Here is a 12,451-nt window from a genome sequence, read left to right on the forward strand (position 1 = left end):
TGGTATCGGTCGGCATGTCTGATGATGCCAACATTCTCTCGGATAATCCCCACTGTCCTGAAGGCAATGATTGCCGCGCTTCAGGCGGAGAATGCACGCATGCCGGCCACGCTCCAGGCCCATGAGCAGCTTGTTCAGGCCCTGTGCCTGCGGATCGCAAAACTGCAGAAACAGGCCTTCGGCAAGTCCTCGGAAAAGATCGAGCGTGAGATCGCCCAGTTGGAACTGACGCTGGAAGACCTGCTTGTCGCGGTTGCCGAGCAGAGTGGCGGGCCGATCAAGGAAGACGAGCCTGCCGAGACCGACAACCCTGTCGCGGAGCCCAGGCCTCGCCGCCGTCCGCGCGTCTTGGACGCAACACCCCGCGAACGCCGCGAGCTCGATCCCGGTCCGTGTTGCCCTGATTGCGGCGGCGATCTGCGTGTGGTGGCCGAGGATGTCAGCGAGTTGCTCGACCTGGTCGCAGCCCAGATGAAGGTGATCCAGATCGCGCGGGTGAAGAAGTCCTGCCGCCGCTGCGAGAGAATGGTGCAGCCTGCCGCGCCGAGCCGTCCCATTCCCGGCAGCATGGCCGGGCCGGGGCTGCTGGCCCAGATCCTCGTCTCCAAGTTCGACGACCACCTCCCGCTCTATCGCCAGCACGAGATATTCGCCCGCATGGGGGCCGACATTCCGGACAGCACGCTCTTGGGCTGGTGTGGTCGGGCCATGAAGGTGCTCACCCCAGTGATCGAGCGGATCGAGGCCGAAGTCATGGCGGCACCGATCCTGCATGCGGACGACACGCCCATCCGCGTCCTTGACCGGTCACGCCGGGATCGTGGCTTCGGCAAAGGCGTCAAGCAGGGTCGGGTCTGGGCCTATGTCTCGGATCAGAGGCCGTGGGCCGGCACTGCGCCGCCCGGCGTCGTCTACCGCTTTTCCTCGGACCGGAAAGGGGAGCATCCCCAGCACCACCTGCAAGACAGCGGTGGCATCCTGCAAGCGGACGCCTATGCCGGCTTCAACCCGCTCTACGCCCCGCGCGCGGATGGCAGCCGCCAATTCCGCGAGGCGGCCTGCTGGGCGCATCTGCGCCGCGACTTCCACGATGTGTGGGAAGGCCCGAAATCCGAGATCGCCCGGGGGGCCCTGGAGCGGATCGGCAAGCTCTACGATCAAGCTCCACGATGTCGAACGCGAAATCGCCGGCCAGTCCGCCGAACTGCGAAAGGCCGCGCGCCAGACGCACTCCCGACCTATGGTTGATGCCTTTAACAGGCTGCTGAAAAAGGATTTTGAGAGGGCGACGCAGCGGAAATCGTTCTGGATCCAGCTAATATCGGCCCGAAAATAGGGTGTTTTCGGCAAATTTGAGGCGGATTTCCCGGTTCCCCGCCCGCGCTGTCCTGTCGCAAGGACTTTTTCAGCAGCCTGTTAAGGCATGGACCGAGGCCCAGCTGCTGCGCATTCCCGGCAAGGGCGATCTCGCCAGGGCCTTCCGATATGGTCTCAGCCGCTGGCCATCTTTCGAACTGTTCCTCGAAGATGGCCGCGTCGAGATCGAATCCAATAGGGTCGAGAACCTGATCAGGCCGATCGCGAGTGGTGAGTCATTGCCCCTCTTCTTCAAGTATCTGGAAACATTGGAAGTTGGTCTCGGCTAACGGTGTGACGCGGGCGCCCTTTCTGCCGGAGGGCCTTGATGATGTCATCATTCTCAAGATTCTCGGCCCGGATTTGCCAGGGTGCGCCTGGAACGACCTGATCGGCAGGCAGGATCCCGTCCTGGATCATGCGTCGCACGACATGGCTGGTCACCCCGAGTTTTGCCGCGGCCTCGCGCATTGTGAGCCATGCTCCATCCTTCTCGGCCGAGCGGAAGGCGCGGATCCTGCGGACCCTGCGGATGGAGGCCACCCGGTGCGCCGTCCAGGTCTTGTCCTGGCCGGTTCGCACGCCCATCCGGTTCAAGGTTGCCGCGATATCGGCATAGGAAAGGCGCGTCGCCATGCTTTCCATCACGACAAGAGCCTGTTCCGGTGTCTGACAGCCGTGCTCCCCCGTCCGTGGCTTGCGCACCCGCAATTGCGAATGCTGACCACCTTGCCAGTGGATCGTCAGCACGACCTCCCGTGTCGCGTCGTCGACGTCGGCGATGATGTCCGAGATCAGCGCCCGGATCAGTTGCTGGCGGCTTCGGGTCGCGACACCCTGCGCCGACCAGGCTGCGGAAAGATCCGCTGCCAAGCCCTCAAAGTCGGGCATCGGCGCGGTCGGGTCCGGGGTATCCGTCGCGGCAAGGCGCGCCCGGCAAGCCTCGACACGCCGCAACGCAGTTTCCCAATGCTTCTCGAGCTGGGCCGCGATAAGCCGGTTCTCCGGGTCGCAGGCGGCATAGCGCCGTTCCGCCAGCGAAGCATCGTATTCTGACTGCTGCAGGTCGAGTTCGGCTACGCGCCGGCGCTCGGCCTCTCCTTCCCTGTGCATCCGCTCCGCCTCCAGTGCGGCTTCGACCGCCATCGGCTCGACCACGGGCAGTATCTCCGATGCGATCGCGGCGTCCACACGGGATCCACCGAAGCTGAGACAGCGCGGCAGGCCGAGCATGAGATTGGGCGGGTCGCAGCGATAGGTCGGACGCCCGGGCGGGGCGCCGGCATAGGCGACGGCCAGGCCGCGGCCACAGCGCCCGCAGGTCAGCATGCCGGCAAGAAGGGCACGACCGCCCCGCCCGGACTTCTGCCCTCCCGCACGTCCATAGGCGTTGGCTGCGAGCAGCATCTGGTTCCGCTGGTATTCCGCCCAATCGATATAGGCGGCATGATGATCGTGGATCAACACGTCCCATGCCTCAGGCGGCTTGCCATGGCCGTAGGTCTTGCGCGCGCGGCCGTCGACCAGTTCGATGCGTTTCTCGCTCTTTCCATAGACATAGGCCCCTGCGTAGAAGGGGTTCTTCAGCAGCCCGATGACGTTGCGATAGCGGATCGCCGTCCAGTCGAAGGAGGTCAGGCGCTTGCCGTCCGAGGGGCGCGGAAAGAACACCCCCTCCGCCGCCAGCGACAGATGCGCCTGCCGTGCGCTGCCGAGCTGGCGGAATCGCTCGAAGACCAGCCGGATGACCTGCTGGAGCCGGAAGTCAGGATCGAGGCCGAGGCCGGCCTCGCGATGCCAGATATAGCCGATCGGCACGCTGATCCGAAGTTCGCCACGGCGCGCCTTCGCCCGGGCGGCGTCAAGCATGCGCGCCCGGATCACCCCAAGCTCGAACTCGCTGATGCTGCCCTTCATGCCGAGCAGCAGGCGGTCGTTCGGCAGGCAGGGATCGTGAGAGCCCATCGAGGTCGATGACACGCGCCTCGACAAGCCCGCACAGTTCGAGCAGGTGGTGCCAGTCCCTGCCGTTGCGTGCCAGCCGCGCAGCGTCAAAGCAGAGCACGGCGCCGACTTCCCCGGCGCACAAGGCGGCGACAAGCTTCTCGAAGCCGGGCCGGGCCACCATGCCGCTGGCGGAGCGGCCGAGATCGTCACAGGTCACATCCACGGTCCGGAAACCACGACGGCGCGCGATCTCGACCAGTTCATACTGCCGTCGCCGGCTCTCGGTGTTGAACTCCACCTGGGCCGGGGTCGATTGGCGCACATGGACCACCGCCTTGTGCTGCAGGATGGCCGGCGGAAGGAGATCACCGTCCATCATTGTCTTGCTCCAACTCGCGCGTTCCCGCCGCTTCGGCCAGGAGGATGGCCAGGCATGGCCGCCGTGGCCACGTCGCTGATGATCTGCGAGACGGTGATGCCGGGGTGGATCTTCCAGAAGGCGGTGATCTTGGGGGTCAGCCACAGCGCGCTGACCGCCGTGGTGGTGCGGATGGTCACGTCCACGGCATCGGGCCGGTCGCGCAGCCGGCTGACGGCGTCCGAGATCGTCTCGAAGCCGCGTTGCAGCGCAACCAGCAGGAAGGCGCCCTTCTCGGTCAGCTCGACCCCGCGGTGCCGGCGGATGAACAGCGCGCAGCCCAGGTTCTGCTCCAGCGCCTTGACCTGGTGGCTGATCGCGGCGGGGGTGACGTTCATCTCCTGCGCGGCGGCCTTGAAGCTCATGTTGCGGGCCGCCGCCTCGAAGCAGATCAGCGCGGTCATCGAGGCGAAGTCATGGGGATTGGGCATGCCGGGCCGTATTCAGGTTACTTCACCTAATCCAGGATGAATTTTTATGCCGTTGTCAATGGGAAACGAGTCGGCGGAATATTAGGCCAGTTCAACCTCAGCGTGGAAGCCGACAATGACAGCCACCCAACCGAACATCCATGACCTGCTTGCGCGCCGCCGGCCCGGACATGCGCTGGAACAGCCCTTCTACACCTCGGCCGAGATCTATCAGCTCGACCTGGAGAATATCTGGTATCGCGAATGGCTCTATGCCATCCCGGCCTGCCAGCTGGCCAGGGCGGGCAGCTACGTCACCCTGAAGATCGGCGATTACAACGTCATCATCGTCAAGGGCCGAGACGGCGAGATCCGCGCCTTCCACAACTCCTGCCGGCACCGCGGCTCGATCGTCTGCAAGGCCCGCGAGGGCCAGGTGGCCAAGCTGGTCTGCCCCTATCACTCCTGGACCTACGACCTCGACGGCCGGCTGGTCTGGGCCGACAAGATGAATGCCGATTTCGACCCCTCGCAGCACGGGCTGCGCAGCGTCCATCTGCGCGAGGTCGGTGGCCTGGTCTATATCTGCCTGGCCGAGAACCCGCCGAACTTCGAAACATTCGCGCAAAAGGCGGCGCCTTATCTGGACGTGCACGACCTCGGCGACGCCAAGGTGGCCTATACCTCCTCGATCATCGAGAAGGGCAACTGGAAGCTGGTGTGGGAAAACAACCGCGAATGCTATCATTGCAGCGCGAACCATCCGTCGCTGTGCCGATCCTTCCCGCTGGACCCGGAAATGTCCGGCATCATGCCCGACGGCAGCGTCTCGGAAAAACTGCAGGCGCATTTCGACCGCTGCACCGCCGCGGGCGCACCCGCGCAGTTCTACCTGGGCGAGCACGGCCAGTTCCGCCTGACCCGCGCCCCGCTGGAAGGCGATGCGGTCAGCTATACCATGGATGGCAAGGTCGCGGTGCAAAAGAACCTGGGCCGGGTGCCCTTTGCCGACGCCGGCCCGCTGATGGTGTTCCACTACCCGACCACCTGGAACCATTTCCTGCCCGATCACTCGCTGACCTTCCGGGTGATGCCGATCAGCCCGACCGAGACCGAAGTGACCACCACCTGGCTGGTGCACAAGGATGCGGTCGAGGGGGTGGACTACGACCTCAAGCGCCTGACCGAGGTCTGGATCGCCACCAATGACGAGGATCGCGAAGTGGTCGAGACCAACCAGCTTGGCGTCAGCACGCCCGCCTTCGTCCCCGGTCCCTATTCGGACTATTGGGAAAGCGGCGTCATCCAGTTCGTGGACTGGTATGCGGATGCCATGGAGCGTGCGCTCGGCCCCAGCCGCATGGCGGCCGAGTGACGATGAACGCAGCACTGAAACCGACGCTGGCCTTCTGGACCGACGCCGAGGAGCTGGAATGCGTCTCGTTCCTGCCCGAGGCGCCGGAGGTGATGACCTTCTGCTTCCGCAGCCCCTCGGGCGCGCTCTTCAGCCATGAGCCGGGGCAGTTCCTGACGCTGGAGCTGCCCCTGCCCGGCGGGCCGCTGCATCGCACCTATACCATCTCGTCCTCGCCCTCGCGGCCGACCTCGCTGACGGTGACGGTCAAGGCGCAAAGGGATTCCATCGGCACGCGCTGGATGTTCGACCACCTGCGGCCGGGGATGCGCATCCGCGCCAGGGGACCGGCGGGCAAGTTCTCGATGATGCGGGATCCGGCCGCGAAATACCTGTTCATCTCGGCCGGATCGGGCATCACGCCGATGATGTCGATGACGACCTTCCTTTACGATTCCGGGCGGGCGCCGGACATCGTCTTCGTCAACTGCGCCCGCCGCCCCTCCGAGATCATCTTCCGCGAGCGGCTGGAGCACATGGCGACGCGCGTCGCCGGCATCGACCTGAAATGGATCGTCGAGGAACCCGACCCCTATCGGCCCTGGACCGGCTATCGCGGCATGGTCAACCAGCTGGTGCTGGGCCTGGTCGCGCCCGACTACCTGGAGCGCGACGTCTATTGCTGCGGCCCCGAGCCCTTCATGCAGGCGGTGCGCGACATCCTGCACGGGCTGGGCTACGACATGGCCCGCTATCACCAGGAAAGCTTCGGCGCCCCGCCGGCCGAGGCCGAGGCGGTGCCCGAGGACGTGGTGCCGCAAGAGGACGCGCTGGCCGAGGTCAGCTTCGCCGCATCCGGCAAGACCGCCCGCTGCGCGCAAACCGAGACCATCCTGGCCACGGCGCGGGCGGCGGGCATCCCGATCCCCTCGGGCTGCGGCATGGGCATCTGCGGCACCTGCCAGGTGCTCAGGCTCTCGGGCCAGGTCCACATGGTCCACAACGGCGGCATCACCGACGAGGATGTCGAGGCGGGCTATATCCTCGCCTGCTGCTCAAGGCCCATCGGAAACGTTACCATCGACCTGTGAACAACAGGTGGGAAACCTGCCGTTCGCCAACAGACGAAAACAGCTTTCACACGAAGGATGAGGAGGAGAGATCGCATGAGCAGCAACAGAGGCGTGGTCTACATCGGCCCCGGCAAGGTCGAGGTGCAAAACATCGCCGACCCGAAACTGCAATCCCCCGACGGGCGCAAGATCGAGCATGGCGTGATCCTGAAGGTGGTCTCGACCAATATCTGCGGCTCGGACCAGCACATGGTGCGCGGCCGCACCACCGCCGAACCGGGCCTGGTGCTGGGCCATGAGATCACCGGCGAGGTGATCGAGAAAGGCGCCGATGTCGAGATGCTGGAGATCGGCGACATCGTCTCGGTGCCGTTCAACGTCGCCTGCGGCCGCTGCCGCTGCTGCCGCGAAGGCGACACCGGCGTCTGCCTGACGGTGAACCCGGCCCGCGCCGGCGGCGCCTATGGTTATGTCGACATGGGCGGCTGGATCGGCGGCCAGGCGCGCTATGTCATGGTGCCCTATGCCGATTTCAACCTGCTGAAATTCCCGGATCGCGACCGCGCCCTGTCGAAGATCCGCGACCTGACCATGCTGTCGGACATCCTGCCCACCGGCTTCCACGGTGCGGTCAAGGCCGGCGTCGGCGTCGGCTCGGTGGTCTATGTCGCGGGCGCTGGCCCGGTGGGTCTGGCGGCTGCCGCCTCGGCCCGCATCCTGGGCGCGGCCGTGGTGATGATCGGCGACTTCAACAAGGAGCGGCTCGAGCATGCCCGCAAGGTCGGCTTCGAGCCGGTGGACCTGTCGAAATCCGACCGGCTGGGCGACATGATCGCCGAGATCACCGGCACGCCCGAGGTCGATTCGGCCATCGACGCGGTGGGTTTCGAGGCGCGCGGCCATTCCGGCGGCGAGCAGCCGGCCATCGTGCTGAACCAGATGATGGAGATCACCCGCGCCGCCGGCCAGATCGGCATCCCCGGGCTTTACGTCACCGAGGATCCGGGCGCGGTCGTCAATGCCGCCAAGCAGGGCAGCCTGTCGATGCGCTTCGGCCTGGGCTGGGCCAAGGCGCAGTCGCTGCACACCGGCCAGACCCCGGTGCTGAAATACAACCGCCAGCTCATGCAGGCGATCCTGCACGATCGGCTGCCCATCGCCGATATCGTCAATGCGACGATCATCCCGCTGGACCAGGCGGTGGCGGGCTATGAAAGCTTCGACGCCGGCGTGGCCAAGAAATACGTGCTGGACCCGCATGGCGGCCTGGCGGCCTGAGACTGCCGACATTTGCATAAAAGAGGCCGGCCACGATCCGTGGCCGGTCTTTCATTTGGTTAAAGCTAAAGTCTCATAGTCAGGCGCCTGATGGAAAGCGCATAAACAGCGTAGCGCCTGTCGATCACCGCATGGATGCTGCCCGAAAGCCGCAAGGACAAGGCCGTGCATGCCGTCCTTGACGCGATCCGGCGGAGTTGAAGCGGCAGGCCGGCCTTTATTCCGCCGCGGCGGCACTCCGGGGCAGTCCGGCGGATGCAAGGCGTTCCAGCGCCTCGACGACCTGGATCCGGCGATAGGTCTCGGTCGCAAGCCCCTCGGCCGAGCGCAGGCTCTGCTGCGCCTCGAACGCCGCCTGCGGTTTTCGGCGGTGACCTCTTCATCTCAGGCGACCAGCCAGCGCGCATAATCGTCGTCATTTTCCTTGATCGGGATGCCGCTGCTGGACAAGGCGTCGGGCGCGCGGCGTAGCGCCACGATTTCCGAAACCGGGCGAAGCGCCTGCGTCGGGTTGAACTCCGTGCGCTTGTCGGTGCCCGCGATCTCGACATCGCCACCCGCCGGTCCAACGCCGCCTCGACCTTCTTCGGGCGATGCACGACCTGGCGCGGCGGCCGGTCGGGCACCGCAAGCCGGGTGATGCCGCGATCATTGATGGCGTCCAGCACTTCGCGGTGATCGTCGGTGCGCAGGATCACTTCGCGCCGGGCCGGCCAGAAGTCATAGGGCGCATGGGCGCCGTCGCACTTGCCGATATGGAAGGCATAGATCTCGGGATAGACAGCGCGGCTGGTCCGGCGCGGCGGCTTTGCATCGCAATAGGCCATCATCGCGGCTTGCAGCAGGTGGGTGGCCCCCACACCGCCCGGGGGCTCGTCGATGACCAGCCCGAAACGGTCGAGCTCGGTCCAGCCGGGGAACAGGTCGTCCAGCCCTGAGGCGACACCGCCGATGCGGATCGAGAACATATCGGTGCGAAGCAGCGAAACCACATGCATGATTCATTCTTCAGCGGCAGGCATGACCACTATAAAGGGCGTTGGCGAACTGTCACGGGATATGCAGCGGTGACGCGGATTGAACCCAGTCGGCCTTTCATGGATCATCGTTCTTGCCACACCGACCGGTAGCCTTCAACGTAACATGTGTCACGCACTCGTCACGCTTACTGTTACGCGCTAAGGCTGTGAATATAAAGTAGAAATATATTTCTGCAACCATGTAACGTATTATACAGTATAAATAAATATTCACACGCGCATACATTCGGTCATGCCTATTCCCATAATCATATGTGTTCATTTGCGTCGCAGCATCATCGCTTCTCAGATGATTTATATTAAACAATTTATTTTGATCCTACTGTAGCCGCGACGTTTACGCGTCACGGTTTTCACGCTCACCCACCTCCCAGGCGGCGAATTCGCGGATCGAGGATGGGACAATCCTGGATGCTACACAGGTTTTCATGCCGCAGGAGGCGAAAATTCTCCGCTGGTCGCCCGACGGAGCATGCATGCCACCCCGGACGACCGTACTCCGGTCGGATTAGGCTCCAGGAAGCCCCGCAGCAGATGGGTCGATGCCTTTTGGGGTCAGAGTTAATCGAACACCGAACCCATCCGCAGAGAGAACAGGCGCTCGTAGGTTTTCAGCAGGCATGCGACGGCACGCGGCGTAACCGGCCGATTGTTCCCGCGGCGACTGTGCCTTGATGCGGGTGACGATTTTCTGGTCATCGACAAAGTCGTCGAGGAACGCGTGCCAGGTTTTGGTGGTGATGCGCGCGGCCGTGAGCATGTCTTTCGGTTCATCGATGCCGTCATCGGTCAGGGCGGTGATGGTGTCGTCTGGGCCGGTATGGACGCTGATGCTCGCGCCGTAGCTCAGGTTGTCGTCATTGGAGACGATGGCTTCGAGCAGCTCGGGATCTTCGCCCAGCATCCTGGCGACGTAGTCGAGGGTGCGGACATGGGTGACGGTTGCCATCAGGCGGTATCGGACAAGGTTTCGGTCGTCGGCGCCCAATTCCACGGCAGGAGTTCGTCGAGCCGGTTGATCTTGTGATCGTGGATACGGGTCAGGATGTCGGCCAGATAGGCCTGCGGAGCGAGGCCGTTCATCTTGACGGTCTCGATGATGGTCATGGCGGGAGCCAGCGTCTCGGCACCAGTATCAGCGCCAGCGAAGAGCCAGTTGCGGCGCCCGGCACCGATCGGGCGCAGGGCGCGTTCTGCGGGATTGTTGTCGATCGCCACCAGGCCGTCCTCAAGGAAGAGGCTGAATGAGGCACGACGGCTGAGCCCGTAACGAAAGGCCTTGGCGAGATTCACCCTTGCCCGGGATCAGCGAGAGTTGGCTCTCGGACCATGCGAAGAAGGCCTCGACCTTTGGGGCGCTGTGTTTTTCCCGGGCGGCAAGACGGATATCAGCAGGACGGCCGTCGATTTCCCGCTCGATGTCATAGAGCACGCCGATGCGGTCGAGCGCCTCGCGGGCGATCACGGATTTGGTCTTAGTCCATTCGCCATGGAAGTCGCGCCGCAGGTGGGTCCAACACGCGGCCTCCCGAAGGCGGGGGTCGCCGACGATCTGCTGCGGCTCGGGCTGTCGCTTCGCTGCCGTGGCGATGATCTCATCATAGGCGGCTTTCATGCCGTAGAGCTTCAGCCGGCCCGTCTTGCGGGATGCGCGTCTTCGACACGACGCGTCCAGCACCTGTGATCTTTCCATGGCTCGGTCTCCTCAGGCTGTCGTAGCGTTTGCAATCGGCCGCGGGCTCGCAGGCCAGCCGCAGCGCATCCGGCGTGGCGATGGTCAGCGGCGGTGGCGGTTCGCGATGCCGGGCCAGGATGTGCAGGACCACAGCTGCCGCCGGGGCGCCTTCGTTCAGGGCCTCCGCGCAAGTGGATTCCACTGCATCCGGTCCGTCGGTCGGGATCATGCTCAGGATCTGGACCATTTGCCGGTCGCCGTTTGGCATCTTGCCCAGCTTGCGCTGAACGCGCCTGATCGCTGGCGGCAGTTTCCATTCCTTGAAGGGAGCGCCGTTCCAGAGGGCGCCGGGCTTGCGGGCCAGCACCGGAATATCGTGCAGCGGATCGTAGATGGCCTGTCGCGGCCGAAGGCGCGGATGGGTTGGCCGACGATCCTGCCGTCCTGCCGGAACTCGACCCGTTCGGCATAGGCGCGGATCTCGAGCGGTCGACCGACAGCGCGACCGTCCACCGAGTAGCGGTTCTTGTCGAACCGGACCAGGCAGGTCTTCGATACCGAGGCGGGCACGGCATGGAAGCCGTCGAAGGGGCCGACATAGGGCACCAGGCTCGCACGCTCGTCCTGAAACACCCCCCAGATCGTGCGATCGCGCAGCTCCGGGTGCGGATGCGACCTGGCCCATGCAACACAGCGATCCTCGCGCCAGGCATTGAGTTCGGCATGGCTCTTGGACTTCGGTCGAGGCACGAAGAACCGCCACCGGACAACGCCGACCAGGTTCTCGACCTGTCCCTGCGCCAGCGGGCTCGAACCGATGGCGCCACGCAGGCGCAGTCCCAGCCAGAGGCCGGGGTGCAGGGCCATTCATTGAGGCGCCATTGGTTCAAGCCCAAGGGACGGCGGCTCGACCAGGTAGTGCCCGCACATCTGCCGGAGTGAGCCTGTGAACGCCAGCGGTTCGAGAGAACAGGCGAACGCGATTGTAGGCGCGGTCGCGGCCGACGAAGATCGTATCCACCGCCGTCTTCATGTTGTCGTAGATCCCACGAGCGCAGCCGCCGAAGAAGGCGAAGGCCTTGTCATGAGCGTCGAAGATCGAAGCCATCGCGGCGCCATCGGTCCGAACCCGATGGCTGAGGCTCCTGCGTCTCGCGCGGGCAGGCCCGGACAAACAGCATCCGGCTGTGGCAGAGGCGGACATGCGCCACCTTCACGGTGGTGGTCACCCCATCGATCACCACGATCTCGTGGCTCCGGTCGATGGGGTCGAGCCTCGCCCGGATCGAAGACCAGCGGCACACAGGCGGCGGCCGAAGCTTCCTGTTCTTCCCTGGACCACGAGGCCGCGTAACGCCGGACAGCATCGTAACCACTGTCATAGCCGAAGGACCGGAGTGCCTCGAAGATCCTGATCAGGGTCAGGCGTTCGCGCTTCGGCTTCCGGGCGTTTGCCGCCAGCATCTCGTCGAGCTTGGTTCTCCAAGGGCCGATCTTCGGCAGCGGCTGGATTGTCCGTTCATGGGTCAGTTCCGTCGCGCCGGACCGGATCACCTTCCGCACCGTTCGGCGTGGCCTCGAACCAATGGCGGCTCACGCCTCACTCCGCGAGACCCGAAACTCCCGGCAGATCTGCTTGATCGTCCTCTACTCCTGGAAATACGCCCGACGGATCTTCGCAATCGTCTCCACAACCAGCATCCCGCACTGTGCCCCCGATGACCACGGGGGCATCATGACCATCAGTGAAAGAGGGGCCGTTTGGGAAGCCGATCACCCCGTTACGGGGGCAGTTGGCCATGCCGGCTTACATTTGACATGCCGACATGCAAATAAGGCCGGTCTCGGCCGGGAGGCCGGATTCCGGCCGTGCCACATGAAATTTCGAACACCGGCTCAA

At 64.5% G+C, this 12,451-nt stretch carries 4 protein-coding genes and 6 pseudogenes; 4 read left to right on the forward strand and 6 right to left on the reverse strand.

Annotated features, from left to right (window positions below; genetic code table 11):
• Positions 1 to 14 precede the first annotated feature (14 nt).
• Positions 15 to 1,646, forward strand: a pseudogene (tnpC, locus tag E3U25_RS02825) (IS66 family transposase).
• Here tnpC and E3U25_RS02835 read toward each other — a convergent pair.
• Together E3U25_RS02835 and E3U25_RS02840 are read right to left on the reverse strand one after the other, a co-directional pair.
• Positions 1,609 to 3,682, reverse strand: a pseudogene (locus tag E3U25_RS02835) (recombinase family protein). The pseudogenes tnpC and E3U25_RS02835 sit on opposite strands and share 38 nt — an antisense overlap.
• Before the next feature lie 68 nt (positions 3,683 to 3,750).
• Positions 3,751 to 4,152 (reverse strand): annotated as a pseudogene (locus tag E3U25_RS02840) (LysR family transcriptional regulator); the annotation flags it as partial.
• Positions 4,153 to 4,267: 115 nt separating this feature from the next.
• Here E3U25_RS02840 and E3U25_RS02845 point away from each other — a divergent pair.
• From E3U25_RS02845 to fdhA, 3 genes are all read left to right on the forward strand, one after another.
• Positions 4,268 to 5,506, forward strand: coding sequence for an aromatic ring-hydroxylating oxygenase subunit alpha (locus tag E3U25_RS02845; RefSeq protein WP_116221257.1), 1,239 nt, complete (start codon positions 4,268 to 4,270; stop codon positions 5,504 to 5,506).
• A 2-nt stretch (positions 5,507 to 5,508) separates the two neighbouring features.
• Complete coding sequence (locus E3U25_RS02850; RefSeq protein ID WP_072462712.1) at positions 5,509 to 6,576, forward strand: FAD-binding oxidoreductase; 1,068 nt, start codon at positions 5,509 to 5,511, stop codon at positions 6,574 to 6,576.
• Between the two features lie 75 nt (positions 6,577 to 6,651).
• Positions 6,652 to 7,836, forward strand: coding sequence for a formaldehyde dehydrogenase, glutathione-independent (fdhA, locus tag E3U25_RS02855; protein WP_116221256.1), 1,185 nt, complete (start codon positions 6,652 to 6,654; stop codon positions 7,834 to 7,836).
• A gap of 65 nt (positions 7,837 to 7,901) precedes the next feature.
• On the opposite strand, the gene E3U25_RS02860 is transcribed toward fdhA, so the two are convergent.
• The 4 genes and pseudogenes from E3U25_RS02860 to E3U25_RS02875 form a co-directional block, all read right to left on the reverse strand.
• Positions 7,902 to 8,834 (reverse strand): hypothetical protein, encoded by a 933-nt coding sequence (locus tag E3U25_RS02860; protein WP_147304476.1) that lies wholly within the window; start codon positions 8,832 to 8,834, stop codon positions 7,902 to 7,904.
• A 697-nt stretch (positions 8,835 to 9,531) separates the two neighbouring features.
• Positions 9,532 to 9,825: pseudogene (locus E3U25_RS02865) on the reverse strand (hypothetical protein); the annotation flags it as partial.
• A pseudogene (locus E3U25_RS02870) lies at positions 9,825 to 10,422 on the reverse strand (IS66 family transposase); the annotation flags it as partial. The pseudogenes E3U25_RS02870 and E3U25_RS02865, both read right to left, overlap by 1 nt.
• Before the next feature lie 52 nt (positions 10,423 to 10,474).
• A pseudogene (locus E3U25_RS02875) lies at positions 10,475 to 12,192 on the reverse strand (IS21/IS408/IS1162 family transposase).
• Positions 12,193 to 12,451: the final 259 nt, after the last annotated feature.

This window comes from Paracoccus versutus, from assembly GCF_029909795.1.
Lineage (GTDB): Bacteria > Pseudomonadota > Alphaproteobacteria > Rhodobacterales > Rhodobacteraceae > Paracoccus > Paracoccus versutus.

Coding starts and splice junctions, on each gene's coding strand:
- E3U25_RS02845 (WP_116221257.1), top strand. CDS start 4,268: ATGACAGCCACCCAACCGAACATCCATGACCTGCTTGCGCGCCGCCGG.
- E3U25_RS02850 (WP_072462712.1), top strand. CDS start 5,509: ATGAACGCAGCACTGAAACCGACGCTGGCCTTCTGGACCGACGCCGAG.
- fdhA (WP_116221256.1), top strand. CDS start 6,652: ATGAGCAGCAACAGAGGCGTGGTCTACATCGGCCCCGGCAAGGTCGAG.
- E3U25_RS02860 (WP_147304476.1), bottom strand. CDS start 8,834: ATGCATGTGGTTTCGCTGCTTCGCACCGATATGTTCTCGATCCGCATC.